Annotated in this window: 22 protein-coding genes; 7 read left to right on the top strand and 15 right to left on the bottom strand. The window is 60.8% G+C overall.

The window, feature by feature from the left end:
- The first annotated feature begins 635 nt into the window (after window positions 1-635).
- Entirely contained in the window at window positions 636-848 is a 213-nt protein-coding gene (locus CXK91_RS08585; RefSeq protein ID WP_003281102.1) for a cold-shock protein, read from the top strand.
- Window positions 849-1,345: 497 nt separating this feature from the next.
- Here the strand turns inward: CXK91_RS08585 and CXK91_RS08580 are convergent, their stop codons facing one another.
- The 6 genes from CXK91_RS08580 to CXK91_RS08555 form a co-directional block, all read right to left on the bottom strand.
- The gene (locus tag CXK91_RS08580; RefSeq protein ID WP_103455740.1) at window positions 1,346-2,557 is read right to left on the bottom strand and encodes an aldose 1-epimerase family protein; all 1,212 of its coding nucleotides are present in this window, start codon (window positions 2,555-2,557) and stop codon (window positions 1,346-1,348) included.
- A gap of 135 nt (window positions 2,558-2,692) precedes the next feature.
- Window positions 2,693-3,253 carry a fructose-2,6-bisphosphatase gene (locus CXK91_RS08575; RefSeq protein ID WP_103455739.1) on the bottom strand — a complete coding sequence of 187 codons (561 nt, stop codon included), beginning with the start codon at window positions 3,251-3,253 and terminating at the stop codon, window positions 2,693-2,695.
- A gap of 110 nt (window positions 3,254-3,363) precedes the next feature.
- Window positions 3,364-3,786 carry an HPF/RaiA family ribosome-associated protein gene (locus CXK91_RS08570; protein ID WP_103455738.1) on the bottom strand — a complete coding sequence of 141 codons (423 nt, stop codon included), beginning with the start codon at window positions 3,784-3,786 and terminating at the stop codon, window positions 3,364-3,366.
- Window positions 3,787-3,913: 127 nt separating this feature from the next.
- Complete coding sequence (locus CXK91_RS08565) at window positions 3,914-4,495, bottom strand: Sbal_3080 family lipoprotein (RefSeq protein WP_103455737.1); 582 nt, start codon at window positions 4,493-4,495, stop codon at window positions 3,914-3,916.
- 42 nt (window positions 4,496-4,537) lie between these two features.
- Window positions 4,538-5,848 carry an NTP/NDP exchange transporter gene (locus CXK91_RS08560; RefSeq protein ID WP_103455736.1) on the bottom strand — a complete coding sequence of 437 codons (1,311 nt, stop codon included), beginning with the start codon at window positions 5,846-5,848 and terminating at the stop codon, window positions 4,538-4,540.
- 36 nt (window positions 5,849-5,884) lie between these two features.
- Window positions 5,885-6,802, bottom strand: a complete 918-nt coding sequence (locus tag CXK91_RS08555; RefSeq protein WP_103455735.1) for an aldo/keto reductase — start codon at window positions 6,800-6,802, stop codon at window positions 5,885-5,887.
- A 238-nt stretch (window positions 6,803-7,040) separates the two neighbouring features.
- Between CXK91_RS08555 and CXK91_RS08550 the strand changes: the two genes are divergently transcribed.
- Window positions 7,041-7,226 carry a hypothetical protein gene (locus tag CXK91_RS08550; protein WP_103455734.1) on the top strand — a complete coding sequence of 62 codons (186 nt, stop codon included), beginning with the start codon at window positions 7,041-7,043 and terminating at the stop codon, window positions 7,224-7,226.
- Window positions 7,227-7,244: 18 nt separating this feature from the next.
- Here CXK91_RS08550 and CXK91_RS08545 read toward each other — a convergent pair whose 3' ends face one another.
- Entirely contained in the window at window positions 7,245-8,879 is a 1,635-nt protein-coding gene (locus tag CXK91_RS08545; RefSeq protein WP_103455733.1) for a methyl-accepting chemotaxis protein, read from the bottom strand.
- A 357-nt stretch (window positions 8,880-9,236) separates the two neighbouring features.
- Here CXK91_RS08545 and CXK91_RS08540 point away from each other — a divergent pair, with 357 nt between their 5' ends.
- On the top strand, window positions 9,237-11,258 hold the full coding sequence (locus CXK91_RS08540; RefSeq protein ID WP_103455732.1) for a methyl-accepting chemotaxis protein: 2,022 nt from the start codon (window positions 9,237-9,239) through the stop codon (window positions 11,256-11,258).
- A gap of 32 nt (window positions 11,259-11,290) precedes the next feature.
- Here the strand turns inward: CXK91_RS08540 and CXK91_RS08535 are convergent, their stop codons facing one another.
- Window positions 11,291-13,216, bottom strand: a complete 1,926-nt coding sequence (locus CXK91_RS08535; protein WP_103455731.1) for a RecQ family ATP-dependent DNA helicase — start codon at window positions 13,214-13,216, stop codon at window positions 11,291-11,293.
- A gap of 309 nt (window positions 13,217-13,525) precedes the next feature.
- Here CXK91_RS08535 and CXK91_RS08530 point away from each other — a divergent pair, with 309 nt between their 5' ends.
- Window positions 13,526-13,768 (top strand): DUF2790 domain-containing protein, encoded by a 243-nt coding sequence (locus tag CXK91_RS08530; RefSeq protein WP_103455730.1) that lies wholly within the window; start codon window positions 13,526-13,528, stop codon window positions 13,766-13,768.
- Window positions 13,769-13,860: 92 nt separating this feature from the next.
- On the opposite strand, the gene CXK91_RS08525 is transcribed toward CXK91_RS08530, so the two are convergent.
- The 3 genes from CXK91_RS08525 to hslO all read right to left on the bottom strand — a co-directional run bounded on the left by CXK91_RS08525 (window position 13,861) and on the right by hslO (window position 17,282).
- Complete coding sequence (locus CXK91_RS08525) at window positions 13,861-14,463, bottom strand: nitroreductase family protein (RefSeq protein WP_103455729.1); 603 nt, start codon at window positions 14,461-14,463, stop codon at window positions 13,861-13,863.
- A gap of 164 nt (window positions 14,464-14,627) precedes the next feature.
- A complete protein-coding gene (locus CXK91_RS08520; RefSeq protein WP_103455728.1) occupies window positions 14,628-16,172 on the bottom strand; it encodes a phosphoenolpyruvate carboxykinase in 1,545 nt (514 codons plus the stop codon).
- A gap of 222 nt (window positions 16,173-16,394) precedes the next feature.
- Window positions 16,395-17,282: an Hsp33 family molecular chaperone HslO gene (gene hslO, locus CXK91_RS08515; protein ID WP_103455727.1), complete on the bottom strand. Its 888-nt coding sequence runs from the start codon at window positions 17,280-17,282 to the stop codon at window positions 16,395-16,397.
- 197 nt (window positions 17,283-17,479) lie between these two features.
- On the opposite strand from hslO, the gene CXK91_RS08510 reads away from it, so the two are divergent.
- Window positions 17,480-18,271: a phosphatase PAP2 family protein gene (locus tag CXK91_RS08510; RefSeq protein ID WP_103455726.1), complete on the top strand. Its 792-nt coding sequence runs from the start codon at window positions 17,480-17,482 to the stop codon at window positions 18,269-18,271.
- On the opposite strand, the gene CXK91_RS08505 is transcribed toward CXK91_RS08510, so the two are convergent.
- Window positions 18,268-18,666 carry an RNA-binding S4 domain-containing protein gene (locus CXK91_RS08505; RefSeq protein ID WP_103455725.1) on the bottom strand — a complete coding sequence of 133 codons (399 nt, stop codon included), beginning with the start codon at window positions 18,664-18,666 and terminating at the stop codon, window positions 18,268-18,270. The genes CXK91_RS08510 and CXK91_RS08505 overlap by 4 nt on opposite strands.
- 101 nt (window positions 18,667-18,767) lie before the next feature.
- On the opposite strand from CXK91_RS08505, the gene CXK91_RS08500 reads away from it, so the two are divergent.
- The gene (locus tag CXK91_RS08500; protein ID WP_103455724.1) at window positions 18,768-19,235 is read left to right on the top strand and encodes an ATP-dependent zinc protease; all 468 of its coding nucleotides are present in this window, start codon (window positions 18,768-18,770) and stop codon (window positions 19,233-19,235) included.
- On the top strand, window positions 19,232-20,137 hold the full coding sequence (gene rimK / locus CXK91_RS08495) for a 30S ribosomal protein S6--L-glutamate ligase (RefSeq protein ID WP_103455723.1): 906 nt from the start codon (window positions 19,232-19,234) through the stop codon (window positions 20,135-20,137). The genes CXK91_RS08500 and rimK overlap by 4 nt, the downstream gene beginning before the upstream one ends.
- A gap of 6 nt (window positions 20,138-20,143) precedes the next feature.
- On the opposite strand, the gene CXK91_RS08490 is transcribed toward rimK, so the two are convergent.
- The 3 genes from CXK91_RS08490 to CXK91_RS08480 form a co-directional block, all read right to left on the bottom strand.
- Complete coding sequence (locus CXK91_RS08490) at window positions 20,144-21,463, bottom strand: ATP-binding protein (RefSeq protein ID WP_103455722.1); 1,320 nt, start codon at window positions 21,461-21,463, stop codon at window positions 20,144-20,146.
- 76 nt (window positions 21,464-21,539) lie between these two features.
- On the bottom strand, window positions 21,540-22,274 hold the full coding sequence (gene ompR / locus CXK91_RS08485; protein ID WP_103455721.1) for a two-component system response regulator OmpR: 735 nt from the start codon (window positions 22,272-22,274) through the stop codon (window positions 21,540-21,542).
- Between the two features lie 112 nt (window positions 22,275-22,386).
- A complete protein-coding gene (locus tag CXK91_RS08480) occupies window positions 22,387-22,773 on the bottom strand; it encodes a diacylglycerol kinase (protein ID WP_103455720.1) in 387 nt (128 codons plus the stop codon).
- Between the last annotated feature and the right edge of the window lie 22 nt (window positions 22,774-22,795).

Here is a 22,795-nt window from a genome sequence, read left to right as displayed (position 1 = left end):
AAAACCCGCCGAAGCGGGTTCTTCTGACCTTACCGAGTCCTTCCAGCTGCCCTCCTGGCGGTGGTCGATCATCCTGATCCTGAGCACATCCTGCGCTTCAGAGTGGGCATAGATTAATCATTTGGATGCAGGCGCTGAAGAGCAAAAAACTGGGTTTTTTGTAAGCCTTTCGCTATAGCGGAAACAATCGCACTGTTTCGATGTCTCGCCGCCGGCCCCAGCGCTTACACGCTCCGCCAGCATGATTCAGCGCCGAGCTATCACCCCGGAGCGGCTCTTTTGCCTAGATCAAAATCGCCTGCGATCTCCAATAGTCGATGACGGTGAAGAAGTTTCTAAAGCCATTCTTTCCTGCCCGGCCTTCTCATACAAATATTGATTACCAACAGCCAGTTAACTTCTAAATCCCAGAGTTTCAGCTCCTCTGGGCTGCGCCTAATTCACAAAAAATAATAAAGAACGCTGTACTTATATTTAAATGTGCGTATATTCGCCCCCACTGCTTCGCAATTAACACTTCGACACCCGGCATGATGTTTCTCTGTTTCATCTCCTCGGTTCGTTTTGATTCTCGCTTCTCAGTCTCGGCCCTGAATGCTTCAGTGCTGCAGCCTTAAAACACCTGGGAGATACTCATGTCTACTCGTCAAAATGGCACAGTTAAATGGTTCAACGATGAAAAAGGTTTCGGCTTTATTACGCCGACCGATGGCAGCGAAGATCTTTTCGTTCATTATCGTTCAATCGAAAGCGCAGGCTTCAAAAGCCTGAGCGAAGGCCAAGCGGTTTCTTTCATGGCTACTAAAGGCCAGAAAGGGATGCAGGCTGATCAGGTTCAAGTCTCCTAAGACGCCTGATACAAAAAAGCCCCGCTTCGGCGGGGCTTTTTTTCGTCCTAAATAATCAGGCGATTATTAATTACCTGATTAGCTCAGCAATTGATGACGGCTTATTGATGGTTCACCGCGAAGCGTAATAGCCAAGACGGCGAGGCCCGCAAACGTGATAGCCCAAAAAGCAAAAACCCGCCGAAGCGGGTTTTTTCTGACCTTTCCGAATTCCCTTCGAGCGCCCTCCTGGCAATGGTCGATCATCCTGATCCTGAGCGCATCCTGCGCTTCAGAGTGGGTGTAGATTAATTACCTGTCGCAGACCGCAGAAGTGGCGAACATCGCACCTTCTTGTAAGCCTTTCGCTATACCTGCGCCGTCTCGGGAACTTTCCATCAGCCTCTCATGCGTCAAACCCTATATCTAGAGCCTTCGGGACGTCTTTCAGAGGTTGTCAGGACGACATCACCTCACCAAGGGTTCGCGTATCGTCACTTGTGTGGCCCGGAGGCGTATTAGTCCTTGGTAAGGTCAACCAGCGGGGCTTTACGTATCTCTGTATCGCGTCCGGCCTGCAACGCTTCAATCTGTTTGCGGGCCTCGTTCACTGCGTCGCTATCGGCCAGTAGTTCGTAGCGCACCCGGAAGTGCTTCTGCTCGCCCGGCCCGATCTTCGGCACCAGGCCAAGCGGTCGCTGATAACGGCGGTTGTAGGAATAGCTAGTACCAGGCTCCAGCCCCGTCACGTAGCCCTGCTTCTCGGTATCGGTGTTCTTCCATAGCGAGAACACGGGCAGCTCACGGGTATTGAACCCGACGCTGATACCAAGATTGCCGGCGCGGTTGTGCAGCATCGTCAGCGTCTCGCCCTGTTCGTCTGCGTAGGGCACTACGTTGAATACCGTCTCGTCATAGTCCTTGGTCGGGCCACGGTATCCCTGCCAGTCGCTCAGTTCCTCGGCTGCGCGGGCGTTGAAGGGTGATACCTGTTTGACCGGCGCAACGAAGCGCGCACCCTCCTCCAGCAACGGCGTACCAAAGTTGGTGTGGTACAGCGCCTGATATTCCTTGGGGTAGTCGCCCTGGTTGGTCAGTGTGTCGTGCAGCGAGAAGCCAGCACGGCCCGGCTCGGTGCTGAGTTCGGTGAGAATTGCGAAGTCCAGCTTCTTGAAGGCCTTTTCCTGCAGCTCGCCGCGCAAGCGAATGGCATAAGGTGGCTGTTCATCGATCTGCAGCACCACGCGCGAGGCCGGAATGTTGGCCGCACGGCCATGCAGCGTGAGCAGGTCGCCATTGTCTTCGCCGGGATGACCGACCCATTCGAAGCCGCAGCGCGTGACCAGCTCGTTGAACCCCTCCAGCCAGCCCAGACCGCCACGCCCGTTGAGCTCGATGAAGGCCGGGTTGACCACTTCATCCACCGGGGAATCCCAACCCAGGCGCACATCTCCAGCAACTGCTTCCAGCACGTTCATGCCGCGTGTGGGCACGACGGTCATACGCATGGTGCCGTTGTCGATCTCGATCAGGCTGACGCCTTCCTGCCGTCCACCATGCAAGGTGCGCATGCTGACCGAGAACGGTTTCGCCACATCGATACCCAGCTCCTGGCTGGTGATGCGCCAGTTTTGCGCGGGCTTGTCGTGATCGATCAGCACCTGTTCCCAGGCCATGGCAGGGGTGGCCAGGCAAACGCCGAGGCCGAGGAGAAGCTGCAAACGTGTCATGAAGATTCCCTTTGTTGTTATGACTCCTGCTCAAGGTAGCTGAAACGTTTCATCTGGCAAGCCAAAGCGGCTCCAGAATGACCGGAGGTGAACAGCTACAGTAGTGATCACACGGATGAAGCTGGTGAGCAGCCTTCAAGCCTTGGTATAGCGGCTCGGCTGCCAGTAGCCGGTGAGCAGCGGAAGTGCAGGCCCCTTCCAGCCACGCTGACGCAGCTGCCGGGCGATCAGGGCATTCATGATCTTGTGGCCCATCAGCAATACGCTTTCACGGGCCTCGGCCAGTTCGATCAATCGATCTGCTGCGGCGCTGGCGCGCTCGGTGGACTCGCGAATGTGCTCGGTATGGCTGGCGAAGCCAAAGAACCATGCCGTACGGAACGCCAGGCGCCAGAGGCGCGACGGCAACAGTGGCAAGCCCCAGTTCGGGTACGGCAGGTGTGGTTCGGCGAAGACTGGGTCAGGTACCTCACAGCAATCACACTCCAAGTGCGACCGCGATTCGATACAGCGCTGCAAGGAGCTGCAAACCACGACACCAACCGACCCCGCAAGCTCAACCAGACTATCCGGGCGTTCCGCGGCAACAACCTCGGCAGCGTTGTAGCGCTCTACCCAGGCCTTCATGTTTTTTGGCGTGCTCCAGTTCGCCGCGGCGTGGTCGGGTCTTCCGTGTCGCACGAGGATGATCTGCATCTAGATTTACCGGATGCGCAGGCCTGATCCGCCACGGCGAACGCGCGGAAGCAGGCGGGCGGGTAAGGGGCTAATAGGTTTCGCCCCGGCACTTGGCCGGGGCTCAAAGATCACTTGTCGAGTTCGTCCTGCTTTTCCAGAAATTCCTCTTCGAGCATCGCATCCTTGACCGCCTGCGGCTGTTCATCGAGCAGTGGATCATTCAACTCACCGCTGGACAGTACGCGGGTGTCCAGCTTGCCCATCAGATTTGCCAGCGCATGCTGCATCTTGTCCGCCGCTCCATCGACCGCAAGCTGCAACGATTCGGCCTTGTGCGTCACGGACACGGCCTGATGCCCCTTGGGTCGCGCCTCGATCTGGCAACGCTTGTCATCAGCGCCTGCCTTTTGCGCATTTTCATCACTGATGTGGACTTCGACGCGGGTGAGGAAGTCGTCGAAACGCTCGAGACGATCCTCTACGGTCGTGCCGACCCACTCGTGCAGCTCGACACTGCCGGGAATATGGTTGCTATTGACCTGAACATGCATACGACTACTCCTGATAGATGACGTACTTACTAGGATTCGAGGCGTACACGCCCACGAGGTTCAGGTGCTTCGTCTGGTTGGGGTAATCAGAGCCCAGCTCGCTTCCGAGCGCCGTCCAAGCGTCGCCTCAGTCCTGCATCAGCTCGCGGTAGCGCTGCTGGTACTGATCGTACGGCAGGTTCTCACTCATCAGTTGCTGCAGCTGATGCCGGCGATACGAATCTTTGCTCATCGGTGCTTCAACGGCGGTCGTTTCAGCAACAGCGCCGAGACCATGGGCGCCGTTGGGAAACAATTGGTGAGTCAGTTCGGCGATCTTGTTCTCGGCACTGATGAACTTGTCCGGTCGTCCACCACCCCAGCGAGCGTCATACTCGGCGTGCCCTACCTGGCGGCCATGCTCATAGACGCGGATGTCGGCGTAGCTCATGTACAGCAGCAGATCCCAGCGCCAGATGCCAGTGTAGGTGGTGCTCAGCGAGCAGCGATTCGGACTGCTCCCGGCGGCCAACTGGCGGACGTTGAAACCCTTATCGCGGAGTAACTGTTGATAGGTGGTATTGAAGCCTGCCCTAAGCCCTGTGGCCGGAATCGCACAGATCTCCGGGGCCAGCTCTGCGCTGAGGCTGACGGGTGTGATGTTCTGCTTGATGCTGCAGCCGGTGACGGAAAGAATGGCAAGAAGCAACAACGGTGGAATGGCGCGCATGATGACGTCCTGTCTAAAAACCAAGAGACAGGCATTGTGCCATCAACGCCTTGATCCGGTCGCGCCCTCCCCCTTGCTGGCGCGATCGGCCCGTCCACCGATAAACCAGCCCACCACACCCCAGACCGCTGCGCAGATTGCACCTACCAAGGCAACCAGCCAGGCGCCATGGCCGAGGCTGTCGAGCAGGCTCTTGGCCCAGCCGCTCATGGCGTCGCCGCCGCGATAGACGACGGTGTCGATGAAGTTCTTCGCCTTGTACTTGCTCTCGGCGTCCAGCGGCGCGAAGAGCATTTCCCGGCCAGGTCGCACAAAAGCGTATTCGCCGATGCGGCGGACGATCATCACCGCAGCCAGTACGGCAAAGGTCGGTGCCAGGGCCAGGCCGATAAATCCCAGGCAAACCAATGCCGGCACTGCGGCAAGCAACACGCGAACACCCAGGCGCTGGGCAATCCGCCCGGTGATGAACAGCTGGGAGAGCAATGCACCCGCCTGCACCACGAAATCGATCGCGCCGAAAACCCGCACCTGCTCTGCACGGTCCGGGAACAGCTCGGCGACCAGCCTTGCCTGCTCGAAGTAGAGAAAGGTGCTGGCTGTCGTAAGCAACAACACGAACACAGCGACGCCCAGCAGGTAGCGCGAACCCAACACCCGCGTCAGGCCACTGAATGGATTGCCGGCTACCGGACGTTTTGGACTTTCAGCGTGTTCGGCACCGGGGCGCCCGGCGCCCAGCACCTCGCGCCAAGCCATGAGGTAGTGCTTGATCGCCACCGCCGCGGCCAACAACAGCGCGGCCAGCAGTATCAGGCCGAATTGCCCGAGCGCACCTACCAGCAACGCGCTCATTGCAGGGCCTACCAACCCACCCACGCTGGCCCCTGCGGCTATAAATGCGAACAGCCGGCGTGCCTGAGGCGCATCGAACACATCGGCCATCAGACTCCAGGCTACCGAAACGACGAAGAGGTTGTAGACCGAGATCCATACGTAAAACACCCGCGCCAGCCAGACACTGTCCTCCAGGGCGAAGAACAACCCGGCGAACAAGAGCAGGTTGGCGCAGAAGAAGCCGTACACCCAATCGATGTAATGGATGCGCGCCACGCGAGAGTTGAGCCAGGCGAACATTGGCACGGCCACCAGCATGGCGAAGAACGTGGCGGTGAACAGCCACTGCAGGTTTTCGACGCCGCCCTGAATGCCCATCGACTCGCGAATCGGCCGTAGCATGAAATAGCCGGCGAACACGCAGAAGAACAGCCCGAACCCGCCAAGCGCCGCGCGTAGCTCGCCGGGACGGGCATTGATCAGCGCAGCGACGCGCATGGCTAGTGAACTAGGCATTCGCCCTCCAGGGCGGAGAACCACTAAGCCCCAGACTCAACGAAATGCTTCGACGATCAGCTTTCGCTGACGCTCGTCCGGCAGCCGGCCTTGCCCGGCGATCAGGTTGTCAGCCATATAGCGCGGGTTGGAGGTGGCCGGGATCACAGCAGTCACCGCAGGCTCGGCGAGGATGAACTTCAGCAATAGCTGCGCCCATGAGCTGGCATCAATATCCGCTGCCCAGTCTGGCAATGGCTTGCCCTTGACCCGTGACAACAGGTTGCCACGAGTGAAGGGCCGGTTGATCAGGGTGGCGATACCATTTTCGGCGCAGTAGGGCAGCAGCGCTTTCTCGGCGCTACGCTCACTGACCGAATAATTGAACTGAACGAAGTCGACCCTCTCCTGCTTGAGCGTTTCCAGCAGCCGATCATGGGAGGATTCCAGGTAATGAGTCACGCCGATATAACGCACGCGCCCTTCTTGCTTGAGTTCGCGCATCAGCCCGAGCTGGGTGCTGGTGTCCTGCAGGTTGTGCACCTGGATCAGGTCGATGGTATCGGTCTGCAGCGCCTGGAAGCTCGCCTCGATCTGAGCCATGCCTCGCTCGCGGCCGGTGGAGGAAACCTTGCTCGCGAGAAAGACGTTCTCAGGCTGGCCGAAGCGCTTGACCAGCTCGCCGACGACGCGTTCGGCATTGCCGTAGCTCGGCGCGGTATCGATCAGCGAGGCGCCACCCTCGACCAGCACGCGCAGTACCTCTAGCAAACGCTCCATCTGCGGATCATCAACGCTCAAATTGTGCGTGATCGAGGTACCCAGCCCGATCACCGGCAACGCCTCGCCGGTAGATGGAATCTTGCGGGTACGCAGCGTTTCAGCTGCCAGCACGAACGACGGCAGCAGCGGCCCAAGAGCAAACATCGCGGCGGCTATGGCAGAACGTTGAAGTAGCTGGCGGCGCGTCGACATGGGCGAATTCTCCAGAGGCGATGGGATCGATCCCTGAGTATGGTCGAGCATGTCCATCAAATTTCCGGACCGACGAGCGGGAGCTTTTCGCAATGTTTCAAAAGTGTGGCAGCAGAGGCGCTAGATACGGACAGATTGCAAATACTGGCAATATGATTCCATTTCGCGTTTACTTCGCCGCATCAGAAGGCCGAGCAACGTCAGCATGTTTGATGTTGCATGCACAGATGAGACATTCATGCCCAGTCGCCCTTGTCCACCGCGCGCCCCCGAGCCTGTAGTGCCAGCCATGCCCCGCGCGGCGCAACGCCGAGGTCTGACGAGCCTTGGCTATGCCGCAGGGCTGCTGCTGGTGTTCATTCTCAGCCTGCTTCTGCTACCCCACGACAGCGGTCTGGGCAGGCTGTTGTGGGGCACGCTGTAGACAAGGGCGCAGGTGTATTCAGGTGCGGAAGCGTCCAACCAGCTCTGCCAGGGTCCTCGATAGTCCGGACAACTGCTGACTGGCGACCATGCCCTGCGACGAGCATGTCGCGGCCTCGTTGGATAGATCTCGGATATCGGTGATGTTGCGGGCGATTTCTTCGGTGACACAGCCCTGCTCCTCACACGCCGTGGCGATTTGCGCGGCCATGTCGTTGATGCGCTGCACCGACACGGCCGTTTCCGCCAGCACCTGATCGACGCCCGATGCCCGCTCGACACTGTCACGTGCTTTATCACTGCCGGTTTGCATGGCTTGCACTGCCTTGCTAACACCACTTTGCAGGCGCTCGATACGTGCCTGGATATCCTTGGTTGAATCCTGAGTACGTCCGGCCAGCGCCCGCACCTCGTCCGCCACCACGGCGAAACCACGACCCTGCTCGCCTGCACGGGCTGCTTCGATGGCGGCATTGAGCGCCAGCAGATTGGTCTGCTCGGCGATGCCGCGGATCACCTCGAGCACTGCACCAATGCTGGCGGTTTCTTCGGCAAGCGCCCCTATGGTCTGCGATGCGCCTTCGACTTCCTGAGCCAGCTGACGGATCGACTGGATCGTACTGCTGACCACTGCGGCGCCCTGACGTGATTGAGTCTCCGCCGCGCGTGCTGCGTCCGATGCGTTCTGCGCATTGAGCGCAACTTCATGCACGGCGGCGCTCATCTCGGTAGCCGCCGTCGTCACCTGATCGACCGCAGCATGCTCACTGCTGATCAGCTTATCGTTGGTTTCAGCCATGGCAGCCATGCCCCGCGCGGCGGACTCAACCTCCGCGGTCACCCGGCCCACTTCGGCAATCAGCGGCTGCAACTTGTCGAGAAAACGGTTGAAGGCGTTGCCGAGCTGCCCCAACTCATCGGCCGAACGCACCTCCAGGCGAGCGCGCAGGTCGCCGTCACCATCAGCAATCTGCTTCAAGCGTTCGAGCAACCTGCGCATCGGATGCAACACCACCATCGGCAAACCCAGTATCAACAGCACGCAGCCCAGTAGGCCGATGACCAGTACGGCGCCCTGCTGTCTAGCCGTGGCTGCGCCTTCAGCAATGGCCTCCTTGCCTTCGGCCTCGGCAGCGGCCTCCTCAAGCTCGCCGAGCTTGTCGATGGCGTCGCGCATGGCGTCGAAGCGGGCCTCACCGTCACCGAAACTCAGCGCACTGGCGGCCTGCGGGTCGACATCGATTTGCTCGATGACACGCCGGGATATTGCCGCCCATTGCTGAAAGCCGCGATTGAATTGCTCGACCAACGCCAGCGCCTCGGCACCGGGCTGCATGGCCGCATACTTCTGCACCCGGTCGTAGGCCTGCTTGAGGTTTTCCGCATGGCTTGCCTTGAGCGCCTGCACATGGCTGTCCGCGTCGCTGCCGAGCAGGCTGCGCTCTGCGACGAACGCCTGATACAGATCACGATCAGCGTTGAGCAGCAGGCCGATAGCCGGCAGATGACGCGTGGCCAGTACCTCGCTGGAGCCAGTGACGCGCTCGATGCCGCGCATCCCAACAGCCCCCATCAGCACCAGCAAAAAGGCCAGCGCCAAGATGGGCAGGGTGATTTTCCAGCGGAAACCGAGATCGGTAAAAAAACGGGGCATAACGTCGCTCCTTGGGAGGCTTGTTCCTGGCTATCGGCCACAACGGCTGCAGCAACAGGTCGTTGGTCGATAAGTGCACGGCCACAGGCAACGATCGTTGAGCAACATCCAAGGTGATCGCGAGACTATTCGGCGCGTAACGCTGCAACTCCCCGCTCAGTACTTTCGGATGAATACCATGGTGGCATGGCGATCTTTCCATCAGCGGCCGATAACGTGCTGGACAGTAACACCGCCGAACGGCCTGCAGACCGCACCCTCGGTGCCGATAACAATAAATAGCCTCTGATCGACGGCTGATCAGTGCGGGAGCGGCCGAGTTTCCCGCTTCGTAACCTCAAAGCGCGAGTACCACCCATGATTTCGCTCTCCCGTTTCAAGCCTGGCCATACGCAATCCAACGGCACTGCAAGCCTGCTCTGCTCGGCACAGCAGCTCGCGCAACAGCTGGCTGCCCTGCGTTTCAACCCGACCTACATCGCCGGCTTCGTCTCGCCGCACGTGGATCTGGACGGTGTCGCCAGACAGGTGTCGCAGCGCTTCCCGGGGGCGACGATCAGCCTGTGCACCACAGCGGGAGAGCTATCCAGCGAAGGCCAGCGGCTTTACTGCGCCACCGGTGCACAGTGGGATCGAGTGGTGCTGCAGCTGTTCGATGCCAGCATCATTGCCGCAGCCGAGATCGTCCTTGTTCCGCTGGAATGCGAGGACATCCGCGGAGGCGGTCAACGACTGTCGATGGCCGAACGCATCACGCGACTCACCGCGTCAATCAAGCGTGTACAGGTGTCGATGAAGATCGACTACCGCGACACGCTGGCGAATATCTTCTTCGATGGTCTCTCCGCTTCGGAATCCTTCTTCATGGAGGCGCTATACGAGTCTGGGCGCTTCCCCTGCCTGTTCGTCGGCGGCTCGGCCGGCGGCAAGCTGGATTTCAAGAAGACCCAGCTACACGACGGCAAGCGCAGCTACCAGAACCACGCGCTGATTGTTTTCCTCAAGTGCGCGCGGGATGTGCGCTTTGGCGTGTTCAAGAGCCAGAACTTCGAGCCCACGACGCTCAGCCTGAACGTCCTCAGCGCCTCGCTGGAAGACCGCTACATCAGCCAGGTGGTGGACGCCAAAGGCAATATCCGCACGATGGTCCAGGCCCTGTGCGAGGCGCTCAAATGCGCACCACAGGAGCTTGAACAGCGACTCTCGGACTACTCCTTCGCCATTCGCGTGGGCGAGGAGGTGTTCGTCCGCTCGATCTCACAGATCGACTTTGCCAACGAGCGCGTGCACCTGTTCTGCGATGTGGCGCCCGGTGAAGAGCTGATCATGGTCAAGCGCACACCGTTGGCCGAGGCTACCCGCCGCGACTATCAGCAATTCATGCGCAACAAACCTGGCAAGCCACTGATGGGCATCCTCAACGACTGCATCCTGCGCCGGTTGAATAACGAACAGGCCCTGGGCGGCATGGACCCGGTGTTCGATGGCGTCCCCGTAGCGGGCTATTCCACATTCGGCGAGATCCTCGGACTTAACCTGAACCAGACACTGACCGCAGTGTTCTTTTTCCGCACCAACGGCAAAGACGAATTCCACGACGAATACACCGATAACTTCATCGCCTATCACGGTGAGTTCAAGGCGTTTTTCCTGCGCCGGCAGATCAAGAAGCTCACTGGTCTGAGCCAGGTGGTGGTCAAGCAGATCGAGCAGTTCAAGCGCCAGGACTACAGCAGCGCAGTGGACGTCGGCGGGCTGGATGAGCACATTCGCCCGGTGTTTCGCGGACTGGCTGATCTGGGCCAGGTTCTGTCCCAGGCCGACGAGCAGCGCCGGTCCATTTCCGATCAAGTCAGCCAGTGCGCCACCGAACTGCATGGTTCCATGGACGACCTGACGCTGAACATCAACCAGCAGGGCGCGGTAATCGAACAGGCCGGCAGCTCGGTCAAGCAGATGGTCAAGCAGGCTGACGAGGTGGTCGGCAGCGCGCGGGAGCTGGCGCAGTCGAGCCAGCGCATTCAATCTGTGGTGCAGACCATCCAGCAGATTGCCGGGCAAACCAATCTGCTGGCACTCAATGCTGCAATCGAAGCCGCGCGCGCCGGCGAAATGGGCCGGGGTTTTGCGGTGGTCGCCGACGAGGTCCGCAAACTGGCGGAAATCACCGGCAAGAATGCCGAGGAGATCGGCACCGATATCGACCGGCTGGCCAGCGAGATTCGCGCGGTGGCGCAACACATCGAGACGCAATCGGCCGGCGTCGGTTCGCTGACCGGACTGCTCGATGCACTGGAAAACTCCAGCAACCTCACCGCCGGCACATCGCGCCAGACCAAGGGCGTCGCCGACATGCTGATTGGCCTGACGGCACGCTGAAGCGGTCCGCGGACCGGAGAATCAACCAGGCGCTATCCCGCCAGCCGTTCGCGAATAGCGGCGTAGGGATAGGCCTCCAGCGAAGCGAAACCGGGAATCTGCCGCGCCTTGAGCTTGGTGAACACCGGTACGCTGATGCCGCAGAGAAAACGCGTCCGACACTCGGCGCTGGGCGCGCTGCCCTTTAGCTGCGTGTAGCGCTGATCGAATTCGATGCAGCGGCCGTCGACATCTATTTCAGCAAGGGGCGCCAACGGCGGCGGTTCGGGCAGTTGCGCGACTTGTCCGCGACAGACAGAACAATGCCCGCATCGCTGCGGTGCGTGGTCATCGCCAAAATAGGTAGCCAGCCGCTGACTCAGGCACTCGTAGGACTCGAACAGCGCCAGCATGTTCTCGATGCGCGTGATCTCGCTGGCTTCATGCTGCTTGAAGTAGGCATGCAACTCGTCGCTCAAGGCCTCTGCGTCGAAGGTCGGATCAAGTAGCGCATAGACGTCGGTCATCTGCTTGCTTTCAAGTTCGATCCAGCCTTTTTCCTGGAAGTACTCAAGGGCCTTCACCACCCGGCCACGGTCAGCCCCATGCTGCTGGTAGAGCGCATCGAAATCCAGCGTGCACCAGGTTCGCGCCCGGGCCGAGGTGTGCACGATGGCCTCGACGAACTGGCGACGCTCGCCTTCGAACTTCGTAACCAGTGCCTCCGGTTCTAGCAGGTACTTGAAGCGATATTCGGCGAAGTAAGCGAAGCGCGGCGCGATGATGCCGCGCAGCTCCAGTTGCACCAGCAGCGTCTTCAGCGGCAGCTGACGGATGTTGCTCTGGTCGGAGAGCTGGTTGAGCATCAGCTCCCATTGTCCTCCCGCGCCTGCCTGAAGCAATTCATCGAGCACGCAGCGGATGCCCTCTCGCTCCGGCGTGTCGCCATAGACGAAGTTCTGCAGCACGCTGAGGCTGTCGCGATTGGCCAGCACCAGGCAATCCGATGGCTTGCCATCGCGCCCGGCGCGGCCGATTTCCTGGCTGTAGTTCTCCACCGACTTGGGCAGGTCGTAGTGCACCACATTGCGGATGTCCGACTTGTCGATGCCCATGCCAAAAGCGATGGTGGCGACGATGCAATTCAGCTCGCCGTCCATGAAGCGCCGCTGAATCGACTCACGCAGCTCGTGCGCCATACCGGCGTGGTAGGCACTGGCCGGGAAGCCACGCTGCGCCAGGTGTTCGGCGACCTGCTCGGCCGTCTTCTGCTGGGTGACGTAGACAATGGTCGGCTGTCCACCTTTGTCGCCTAGCCATTCCACCAGCCGGCGCTGCTTGTTGAAGCCACTGACCGGCTCGACCAGCAGGTTGAGGTTGGAGCGATAGAAGCCGGTAGTCACCACGTCGTCCGCGGCGATGGCGAATTTGGCCTGCATGTCGGCAATCACCGGCGGTGTCGCCGTGGCGGTCAGCAGCAGCACTTGGGGGATGTTGAACTGGCCCTGGTAGTCGGGAAGCTTGAGGTAATCCGGGCGAAAGTTGTGCCCCCACTCGGAGATGCAGTGCGCCTCGTCCACCACCAGCAACGAGATCGGCACCTGGCTGATGAAGTTGCGGAAGCGTTCGTTCTTCAGCCGCTCCACGGAAATCATCAGGATCTTCAGCTCGCCTGACTTCGCGCGCGCCATCGTTGCGCTCGCCTGCTCGCGGCTCTGCGCCGAGTCGATGCTGGCTGCAGCGATGCCGTGGCGATGTAGAAACGCCAACTGGTCCTGCATCAGCGCCAACAGCGGCGAAACGACCAGAGTCAGGTGCGGCAACAACAGTGCCGGCAACTGGTAGCACAGGGATTTGCCCGACCCGGTGGGAAAGATCGCCGCCGCGGAGCGCCCGGCCACAACGGCGCGGATGGCCTGCTCCTGGCCAGGCCGGAATCCGTCGTAGCCGAACGTCTGCTTGAGGGTCTGTTCGATCATGCTGAGTCACTCCTTTGACTGGAGGTCGGAGGTTAGCAAAAGGAGGGAGACGGTACTGCAAAGCGGCGAGGCAGATGCGCCCGGCTGTCCAGAAATCATGCTGGCGTCATCGCTCGGCACGCGCGCGGAGCAGCCAGCGAACGGCCAACCATTTCAATCAATCGAAGGGATTGGAATTGGCAATTACCGTTAGGAAGCTATCTACCTCTACGATTGCCGTGCTCCTGAAAACAAACATAAGCGCCGCCGGATCAGGTGATTCTGCGCGCGAACAGGACGGACCCATGAACTAGAACAGGATTCACCGCCATGCGCGCAACCCTTATTGCCACTGCCCTGCTGTTTTCCGCTCTTGCTCAGGCCAACGATGTCAAAGCCACGCCCTACACCTACGGCACCCAGCTGGATGTCGCCGCGGTCCTTTCGGTAAAGATCAAACCGACCCCGTACTGCGAAGTGACCGACGCGGTGATGACCTATCGGGATTCGGCTGGCGCCGAGCGCAAGCTGGCTTACCGGACATTGTCCGAAGCCTGCAAGTATCAGAACTGAACACCAGCCGAGCCGGGCTGAAACACAGCAGGCTCGGGCGCCAGCAAGGCGCCGAGCTCTTCACCGATGCGTGTCGCCGGCTTTCTCACGAGTCAGAAACGATCGCGGATCACCACTTCTTCGAATGGCAGCTTGCCAATGCGCGGCTTCGGCTCGGCGGCACGCTTGCCCACCGCGACCATCAAGGCGATCACATGGTTGTCCGGCAGGTTGATCAACTTGCCGACTGCCTCGAAATCGAAGCCGTCCATGGGGCAGGAATCCAGACCCTTGGCACGCGCGGCAAGCATCAGCGTCTGGGCCATCAGCCCGCAGCTGCGCATGGTTTCATCACGCTGCACCTGTGGCTTACCGCGGTAGTAAGCGTCGATAGCGCCGACCATGTAGTCCTGCACCTCCGTCGGCGCACCGTCCCAGACGCGGCGGACGTTCTTTTCCCAGCTATCGACCTGGGCGCATATCACCACCAGCATCGAGGCATCGGTCATCTGCGCCTGGTTCCAGCCCACCTCGCGAATCTGCGCACGCAGTGCCGGGTCGCTGACTTCGACCAGTCGTACGTGTTGCAGGTTGAAGGCGGACGGCGCCAGCAATGTCAGCTGCAGCAACTCGTCCTTTTGCTCACGGGTTAACGTGTAGGCCGGGTCGTAAACCTTGACGGCACGGCGAGTGCGAATGGCTTCTTCAGTATTCATGACGATTCCTCGTGGACAACAGTGGGCGCCATGCTAAAGGCGACAACCCATCGAATCCACGTGGTTTGGCCGATGTAAATCATCGACGCCTTTGATGCGAGCAGCGCCTGGCGCAAACGAAAAAGCCGCCCGAGGGCGGCTTTGACGGTGACGCAGGACTTAGCTTACAGCTGCGGCCCGGCGTTGCGGATGGCGTCGGAGACGTCGAACTTCTTGAAGTTCTCGACGAACTTGGTTGCCAGCTCTTTCGCGGCCTGGTCGTAGGCGCTTTGATCGGCCCAGGTGTTGCGCGGGTTGAGCAGCTGAGTATCGACACCGGCGACGGTCTTGGGCACGTCCAGGTTGATGATTGGCAGATGCTCGGTCTCGGCGCCAATCAGCGCACCGCTCTGAATCGCGGCGATCACCGCACGGGTGGTCGGGATATTGAAGCGCTTGCCGACGCCGTAGCCGCCACCGGTCCAGCCAGTGTTGACCAGGTAGACCTTGGAGCCGAAGCCGTTGATGCGTTTGATCAGCAATTCGGCGTACTCCCCAGCCGGACGCGGGAAGAACGGCGCGCCGAAGCAGGTGGAGAAGGTCGACTTGATGCCGCTGCCCGAACCCATTTCGGTTGAACCGACCAGCGCGGTGTAGCCGGACAGGAAGTGATAGGCAGCCTGCTCGTTGTTCAGGATCGAAACCGGCGGCAATACGCCAGTCAGGTCACAGGTCAGGAAGATGACCGCATTCGGCTCGCCGCCGAGGTTCTTCTCGGAACGCTTCTCGACATGCTGCAGTGGGTACGCGGCACGGCTGTTCTGCGTCAGACTGGCATCGGCGTAGTCAGGCAGACGAGTGCGGTCGTCGAGCACCACGTTCTCCAGCACGGCACCAAACTTGATGGCCTTCCAGATCACCGGCTCGTTCTTCTCGGACAGGTCGATGCACTTGGCGTAGCAACCACCCTCAATGTTGAACACCCGGCCGACGCCCCAGCCGTGCTCGTCGTCGCCGATCAGGTAGCGGCTTTCGTCCGCCGACAGTGTGGTCTTGCCAGTGCCAGACAGGCCGAAGAACAGCGTGGTGTCGCCGTCTTCGCCAATGTTGGCAGCGCAGTGCATCGGCAGTACATCGACGTCCGGCAGCAGGAAGTTCTGCACGGAGAACATGGCTTTCTTCATTTCACCGGCGTACTGCATGCCCGCGATCAGCACCTTCTTCTCAGCGAAGTTGATGATCACGCAACCGTCGGAATTGGTACCGTCGCGCTCAGGCTCGCACTGGAAAAAGGGAGCATTGAGGATGCGCCATTCGCTCAGGGCAATCGGATTGAACTGCTCGGGGGTGATGAACAGGCAACGGCCGAACAGGTTGTGCCAGGCGGTCTCGGTGGTCATCTTGACCGGCAGATAGTGCTCGGGATCGGCGCCGACATGGACGTGGGAAACAAAGCTGTCGCGCTCGGCGATGTAGGCTTCGACGCGGTTCCACAGCGCTTCGAAGCTGCCGGCCGGGAACGGACGGTTGATCGGGCCCCAGGCAACCTTGTGCTGAGTGCTGGGCTCTTCGACGATGAAGCGGTCAGCAGGAGAACGGCCCGTGCGGTGCCCGGTCTTCACCACCAGAGAGCCATTGGCGGACAGTTCGCCCTCTGCGCGCTTGACGGCTTCTTCAATCAGTTGAGCGGTGCTGATGTCGGTGTACACGGCGTTGGTGGCTTGCGTCATGAGTGTCCCCGTCGGCCTTTGGGCCGATTCCTCCATGCTGTTGTAGCCCGCCGAACGGCGAACTACATCGAAAAAAGTGCGCGCGATTATGCCAGAAAGTGCGCCGCGCTGGGTATGAGGCCGTGATGGCCAAATAGTTCACTACCTACCTGTACCTCCAATCACCTAAGGCACACAGCCATGCCAGCGTATGTCTAAACGCCAGCAGGGAACAACACTCGGTCAATGACGAGTGTCCGAGGGCGCATCGCTGCCGCCGCCCGCGAACAGCTGAGCAACATCGGCAGCATCATAGGTGTATTTCTCGTTGCAAAACTGGCAGTCGATACTCACCGCCCCTCCCTGCTCGGCAACCAGCTGCTGGGCGTCTTCTTCACCCAAGCTGATCAGCGCACGTGCGGAGCGCTCACGTGAACAACTGCAGCGGAAGCGGATCGGCAGGGCGTCGAACAAACGCAGCTGTTCTTCATGGTAGAGCCGGTGCAGCACCGTCTCGCCGTCGAGGCCCAGCAACTCCTCGGCCGTCAGGGTATCGGCCAGGGTGCGCAGATGCTGCCAGCTGGCGTCGCGCTCCTCCGCGTCCTTGATGCGATCGGCGGGCAGCTGTTGCAGCAGCAGGCCACAAGCCCGACGACTGTCGGCGTTGAGCCAGAAGCGCGTCGGCAACTGCTCCGACGCGGCAAAGTAATTAGTCAGGCATTCGGCGAGATTGACGCCATCCAGACCGACGATGCCCTGGTAACGCTGGCCGTTGGCAGGGTCCACGGTGATGGCCAGCATGCCCTCGGGCATCAGCTCGGCCAGCGAAGCGCCTGTCTCGATCTGCTCAGCATGGTAACGGGCGATGCCACGCACCTCACGGGCACTGGAGCACTCGACCATCAGCAGCGGTACGGCTCCGCTGGAGCGCGCCTGGAGAATCAGCAGCCCATTGAATTTGAGCGTGCCAACCAGCAACGCGGCGGCAGCCAGCAGCTCGCCCAGCAGCTGGGCGACTGGCTCAGGGTAGACATGCTTGGCCAGCACGTGCTGGAAGCTTTCGTCCAGCGTGGCGATTTCGCCGCGAACGTCGGAGTCATCGAAGAGAAAGCGCTGAGTTTGATCGGACATGCCGGGGCTCGCAGGAAACAACGGAGGAAGCCGGCGATTTTAGGCACAAAGCCGGCGTGGACCAAGGGCGATTGCCGGGCGGGCACTCTGAGCATGCCGAACCTGAATGCTGGCTGAACGCCTTGCAGGTGGTCAGGACAGACACAACGGCGCGAACTAATATCGCGCGCCTTCGCTAATCCCGGCCGAGATTCCCTATGCCCGTGACCACTCCACAGGCGCGCTGGCGCCCGCTGCCGCTGCTTCTCACCCACCTGCTCGCTGGGCTGTTGCTGCTCAGTTGGCTATGGCCGGTCACCCGCACATTATGGGATGCCATAGACCATGCGGTGTTTCACCTGCTCAACGGTTCGCTGGGCAGCGTCGCATGGTGGGACTGGCTGTGGGCGCTGAGCAGCGTCCGCGTGTTCGACGTCCTGGTTGGCGCTCTTTTGCTGACCTTACTGATCCGTCGCGACTGGCTGTTTGCCCAACAGCAACTGCGTCCCGCACTGTTCACCTTTATCGGGCTTTTGCTGGTGCTGCTGGTGATTCGCGTGATGGTGACAAAACTGGCCGGGCACTTCGGCTGGCAGCATGCCAGCCCGTCGCTGGAGATCGCCGGAGCCTATCACTTGAGCGATCATTTCCCCCTGCTGGAACGGGTATTCGAGCTCAAGGATCGTTCCAGCCGCAGCTTTCCAGGCGACCACGCTTCGGTGTTGCTGATCTGGGGTCTGTTCATGGCGCTGTTCGCCCGCGGTGGCCGTCTCGCCGTGGTACTCGGCGTCACCGTCCTGTTCATGCTGCCGCGCTTGGTGGCCGGCGCGCACTGGTTCAGCGATGACTTCGTCGGCGGCCTGCTGATCGCCATGCTGGCTCTCGGCTGGGGCTATTGCACGCCACTGGGCGCGCACGTCGCCGCTCTGCTGCAATGGATCGCGCGCGCGCCCATGCAGCTTGCCGGGAAGCTACCGCTACTGCGGCGAATGGCGGTGCTGCGCGACTAGTCGGGCTTGAAGTCACGCAGGTATTGAATCTGCCGCCGCTGCTTCTTGCTCGGCCGTCCGTCGGTCTGCATGCCCAGCGCGCCCGCCTTGCGCTGGGCGGCGGCCTCCTCGCGTGCGGCCATGCTCTGCGGGGTCTCTTCATAGAGCGTCTGCGCTTCAGGCGCACCACGACGCACCGCCGACAGCGCACGAATGAGCACCGTGCGCTCGTCGAAACCGATGCGAACCACCAGCTCGTCTCCCACCTTGGGCTCCTTGCTCGGCTTGCAACGTTCGCCTCGGCAGTGCACCTTGCCACCCTCGATGGCCGCTTTGGCCAGCGCGCGGGTCTTGAAGAAGCGTGCGGCCCATAACCACTTATCCAAGCGCACCTTGTCGTCGTCTTTTTCAGCCATCGTCCAGCTCTATCTCCTACACGTCGTTCTAGGGTGTTACAGACGGATGCAGTTGTCATGCGCGCCGACTAGAATGCCCGCAAAATCTTCGGACGCCCCTATTGAAGAGTCTCGACCCCCATACCGTGATCGGTCTGCGTGAATGGATCGCCTTGCCGGATCTCGGCGTGGTGGGTCTGCGCGCGAAGGTCGATACCGGGGCCAGCACATCGGCACTGCATGCCACCGAGATCAGCGAATTCGAACGCGACGGGCAGCGCTGGGTTCGCTTCACGGCCCATTTGGGTACGCTGGTACAGCGCCGCCATCGCTGCGAAGCACCGCTGGTCACCCGCAAGCTGATCAAAAGCTCCAATGGTCAGGTACAGACGCGCTACGTGGTGCGTACCCTGCTGGCCCTCGGCAGCCATGTCTGGCCGGTGGAGTTCACCCTCACCTGCCGCAAGACCATGCGCTACCGTCTGCTGCTTGGCTCCAAGGCGCTGGTCGACGGCCAGTGGCTGATCGATCCGTCGCGAACCTATATCCAGGACAAACCCCAGATCCTCACTTCTTCCGGTGCTCAATGAAAATCGCCGTGCTGTCGCGCAATCCGCGCCTGTATTCCACCCGACGCCTGGTCGAAGCCGGTCAGCAACGGGGCCATGAGGTGGTGGTGATCGATACGCTGCGTGCGTACATGAATATTGCCAGTCACAAGCCGCAGATCCACTACCGTGGCAAACCGCTGGATGGCTTCGACGCAGTGATTCCGCGCATCGGTGCATCGGTGACCTTTTATGGTTGCGCGGTGCTGCGCCAGTTCGAGATGCAGGGCGTGTTTCCGCTCAACGAGTCGGTAGCCATTGCCCGCTCGCGCGACAAGCTGCGCGCGCTGCAACTGCTGTCACGACGTGGCGTCGGCCTGCCGGTAACCGGGTTCGCTCACTCGCCCGATGACATTCCCGACCTGATCCGCATGGTCAATGGCGCGCCATTGGTGATTAAGGTACTGGAAGGCACCCAGGGCATTGGCGTGGTGCTCTGCGAAACCGAAAAGGCCGCCGAATCGGTGATCGAGGCCTTCATGGGCCTTAAGCAGGACATCATGGTGCAGGAGTACATCAAGGAAGCCGGCGGCGCGGACATCCGCTGCTTCGTGGTCGGCGACAAGGTTATCGCCGCGATGAAACGCCAGGCCAAACCCGGCGAATTCCGCTCCAACCTGCACCGCGGCGGCTCCGCCAGCCTGATCAAGATCACCCCTGAAGAGCGCATGACCGCCATTCGCGCGGCCAAGGTGATGGGCCTGAACGTGGCCGGCGTCGATATCCTGCGCTCCAATCACGGCCCGTTGGTGATGGAAGTGAACTCCTCGCCGGGCCTGGCCGGCATCGAGGAAACCACTGGCAAGGACGTCGCCGGGCTGATCATTCAGTACCTGGAAAAGAACGGCGGCCCTCACCTGACTCGTACCAAAGGCAAGGGCTAGCGGGCGTCAGGTCCTTACCGCATCGCGCGGCAACAGCAACCCGAGCGGCAGACTGACGCGCGCCTCCAGACCGCCACCCTCGCGATTGCGCAACTCGACGATGCCGCCATGCTGCGAGGCGACGCGCTTGACGATCGCCAGGCCCAGGCCGGCGCCCTGGCCGCCGCGGGCACGATCGCCGCGAATGAACGGATTGAAGATCCCTTCGAGCTCCGAAGGGTCAATGCCCGGGCCGCGGTCGAGCACGCTGAGTACCACGTAAGGGGCGTGCTGATCTCCCGACACATAAGCCGCCACTTCCACCCCACCTCCCGCGTAACGCAGGGCGTTCTCGATAAGGTTGACCAACAGTCGCTTGATCGATACCCGACGCAAGGCGAACGGCGGCATCGGCTCGACGCACAGCCGCACCGTTTCCTGCTGTTGATTGTAGGGCGCCACCGTTTCGCGAATCAGCTCACCGAGGTCGGTGGTCTCCACCGGCTCGTCGCTACCGTCGCGTACGAAGGCGAGGAACTGGTCGAGGATGGCGTTCATGTCCTCGACATCACGGATCATGTCGTCGGTCAGCTCGTCGTCGCTAGCCATCAGCTCCAGCGACAAACGCAAGCGCGTCAGCGGGGTGCGCAGGTCGTGGGAGACACCGGCCAACATCAGCTCCCGCTCACGACCCGCCTGCTCGACATCCTCGGCCATCTGGTTGAATGCGCGGTAGACCTCGGTCATTTCACTCGGCGTGTCGCTGACCGGCAACCTTACCCTGCGTCCCTTACCGATCTGCCGCGCGGCGAAGACCAGCCGTTTCAGCGGCAGGTTGAGCTGACTGACGAAGATCCAGGCCGCTGCCGTCGAGAGCAGACCTATGCCGAGGAACCAGCCAAGCACACTCCAGATACGCTGACCACGCAGCGGATAAGCGTACAGCGGCACCTGGACCCAATCTGGCCCAAGGTTCGGAGCGCGCACCCAGATGGCGGTAGAGGGCTGGATACGCACCCGGACTTCGGTGTCTTCACCCAGCTCGTCACGCATCTGCCGCTGGAAGATATCGGTATAGGGCCAGTGGTATTCGCTGCGCGGGACGTTCCTCTCGGCTACCGGCTGCAAGCCTGCAGCACGCCCTATACGATCACGGTCCTCGACGTCTGCAGCCCAATAGGCACGCAGCGTCAGCGCCGCGCCATGGCTGTACTGCCGGTCCACCAGCACATCCTCGTTGGCCATCAGATAGACCAGCGTAAGGACCTTGGAAAACAGCACCACGATCAGCACCATCCACAGGGTGCGAGCGAAGAAGCTTTGTGGGAACCACAGAGGAGTTTTCATGGAAAAGCGGCTGCGAGCCTCAGGCTACGAGCCGCAAGCTGAATGCGCTCGTGGCCTGAGGCTGGCAGTGATCGACTCACTTGTTGCCGTCCGGCACGAACACATAGCCAACACCCCAGACCGTCTGGATATAGCGGGGCTTGGACGGATCCGGCTCGATCAGCCGGCGCAGGCGGGAAATCTGCACATCGATGGATCGCTCAAGGGCATCCCACTCACGACCTCGTGCCAGATTCATCAGTTTGTCGCGGGTCAGCGGCTCGCGGGCGTGCTGAACCAATGCCTTGAGCACAGCGAACTCGCCAGTGGTGAGCATATGCACCTCGTTACCCTTCTTCAGCTCGCGGGTAGCGAGCGACAGCTCGTACTCACCGAAGGTAACGGTTTCATCCTCGCTGGCGGGGGCGCCGGGCACCTGCGGCGTCTGCCGGCGCAGCACCGCCCGAATGCGCGCGAGCAGCTCACGGGGATTGAAGGGTTTGGCCAGGTAGTCGTCGGCGCCCTGCTCCAGCCCCTGAATACGGCTGGCCTCGTCGCCCTTGGCGGTGAGCATGATGATGGGGATCTGGTTATTGCTCTCGCGCAACCGTCGGCAGGCGGACAGGCCATCCTCACCAGGCATCATCAGGTCGAGCACCACCAGCTGAAACAGCTCGCGGCTGAGCAGGCGGTCCATCTGCTCGGTGTTTTCCACGGTACGGACACGGTAGCCCTGCTCGTCGAGAAAACGCTCGAGCAGACGCCGCAAACGGGCATCGTCATCGACGATAAGGATTTTTTCGCCTTCGCTGGCTTGCGCAGTGCTGCTCATGGGAACTCCCAGATGGTCGACAGCGCATTATTGCGCAGTGTGGTCGACCCTACTGAGAGCCATTGTTAGCAGATTTTTCGTCACCAGGCAGGCTGCGCCATTCACTGCTCGCTCAAATCAGAACGGCGAGCCAGATGATCACGATGGAACACAGACCCAAGAACTGCGCGGCACTGCCCAGATCCTTGGCGCGTTTGGATAGCGGATGAATGTCAAGAGAGATGCGATCAACCACAGCCTCGATTGCCGAATTCAGCAGCTCCAAGGCTAGCGATACGAGTACTGGCAGGATCAGCAGCGCCCGCTCGACAGGCGAATCGGTCACGAAGAAGGCCACGGGTATCAACACGCATGCCATGCAAAGCAATTGCCTAAAGGCCGCCTCGTATCGCCAGGCCGCGGCAAGGCCCGCAAAAGAGTAGCCGGCAGCCTTGAACACGCGCCCCAGACCAGATTTGGTCTTGAGTCCCGAGGCGTCTTTTACCGTTTCAATGTTCATGCTTTCCCCAACTCTAGTGACT

The sequence above is a fragment of the Stutzerimonas stutzeri genome (assembly GCF_002909485.1).
GTDB classification, from domain to species: Bacteria; Pseudomonadota; Gammaproteobacteria; order Pseudomonadales; family Pseudomonadaceae; genus Stutzerimonas; species Stutzerimonas stutzeri_AH.
The sequence above is the reverse complement of the archived record's forward strand: the minus strand, read 5'-3'. Positions and strand labels throughout refer to the sequence as shown.

Bases quoted from the DNA above. Each gene is read 5' to 3' on its own strand.
- CXK91_RS08520 (WP_103455728.1), bottom strand. From the start codon at position 16,172: ATGACGCAAGCCACCAACGCCGTGTACACCGACATCAGCACCGCTCAA.
- rimK (WP_103455723.1), top strand. From the start codon at position 19,232: ATGAAAATCGCCGTGCTGTCGCGCAATCCGCGCCTGTATTCCACCCGA.
- CXK91_RS08550 (WP_103455734.1), top strand. From the start codon at position 7,041: ATGCCCAGTCGCCCTTGTCCACCGCGCGCCCCCGAGCCTGTAGTGCCA.
- CXK91_RS08565 (WP_103455737.1), bottom strand. From the start codon at position 4,495: ATGCGCGCCATTCCACCGTTGTTGCTTCTTGCCATTCTTTCCGTCACC.
- CXK91_RS08585 (WP_003281102.1), top strand. From the start codon at position 636: ATGTCTACTCGTCAAAATGGCACAGTTAAATGGTTCAACGATGAAAAA.
- CXK91_RS08490 (WP_103455722.1), bottom strand. From the start codon at position 21,463: ATGAAAACTCCTCTGTGGTTCCCACAAAGCTTCTTCGCTCGCACCCTG.
- CXK91_RS08560 (WP_103455736.1), bottom strand. From the start codon at position 5,848: ATGCCTAGTTCACTAGCCATGCGCGTCGCTGCGCTGATCAATGCCCGT.
- CXK91_RS08530 (WP_103455730.1), top strand. From the start codon at position 13,526: ATGCGCGCAACCCTTATTGCCACTGCCCTGCTGTTTTCCGCTCTTGCT.
- CXK91_RS08480 (WP_103455720.1), bottom strand. From the start codon at position 22,773: ATGAACATTGAAACGGTAAAAGACGCCTCGGGACTCAAGACCAAATCT.
- CXK91_RS08540 (WP_103455732.1), top strand. From the start codon at position 9,237: ATGATTTCGCTCTCCCGTTTCAAGCCTGGCCATACGCAATCCAACGGC.
- CXK91_RS08510 (WP_103455726.1), top strand. From the start codon at position 17,480: ATGCCCGTGACCACTCCACAGGCGCGCTGGCGCCCGCTGCCGCTGCTT.
- hslO (WP_103455727.1), bottom strand. From the start codon at position 17,282: ATGTCCGATCAAACTCAGCGCTTTCTCTTCGATGACTCCGACGTTCGC.
- CXK91_RS08535 (WP_103455731.1), bottom strand. From the start codon at position 13,216: ATGATCGAACAGACCCTCAAGCAGACGTTCGGCTACGACGGATTCCGG.
- CXK91_RS08575 (WP_103455739.1), bottom strand. From the start codon at position 3,253: ATGCAGATCATCCTCGTGCGACACGGAAGACCCGACCACGCCGCGGCG.
- CXK91_RS08525 (WP_103455729.1), bottom strand. From the start codon at position 14,463: ATGAATACTGAAGAAGCCATTCGCACTCGCCGTGCCGTCAAGGTTTAC.
- CXK91_RS08570 (WP_103455738.1), bottom strand. From the start codon at position 3,786: ATGCATGTTCAGGTCAATAGCAACCATATTCCCGGCAGTGTCGAGCTG.
- CXK91_RS08505 (WP_103455725.1), bottom strand. From the start codon at position 18,666: ATGGCTGAAAAAGACGACGACAAGGTGCGCTTGGATAAGTGGTTATGG.
- ompR (WP_103455721.1), bottom strand. From the start codon at position 22,274: ATGAGCAGCACTGCGCAAGCCAGCGAAGGCGAAAAAATCCTTATCGTC.
- CXK91_RS08555 (WP_103455735.1), bottom strand. From the start codon at position 6,802: ATGTCGACGCGCCGCCAGCTACTTCAACGTTCTGCCATAGCCGCCGCG.
- CXK91_RS08580 (WP_103455740.1), bottom strand. From the start codon at position 2,557: ATGACACGTTTGCAGCTTCTCCTCGGCCTCGGCGTTTGCCTGGCCACC.
- CXK91_RS08545 (WP_103455733.1), bottom strand. From the start codon at position 8,879: ATGCCCCGTTTTTTTACCGATCTCGGTTTCCGCTGGAAAATCACCCTG.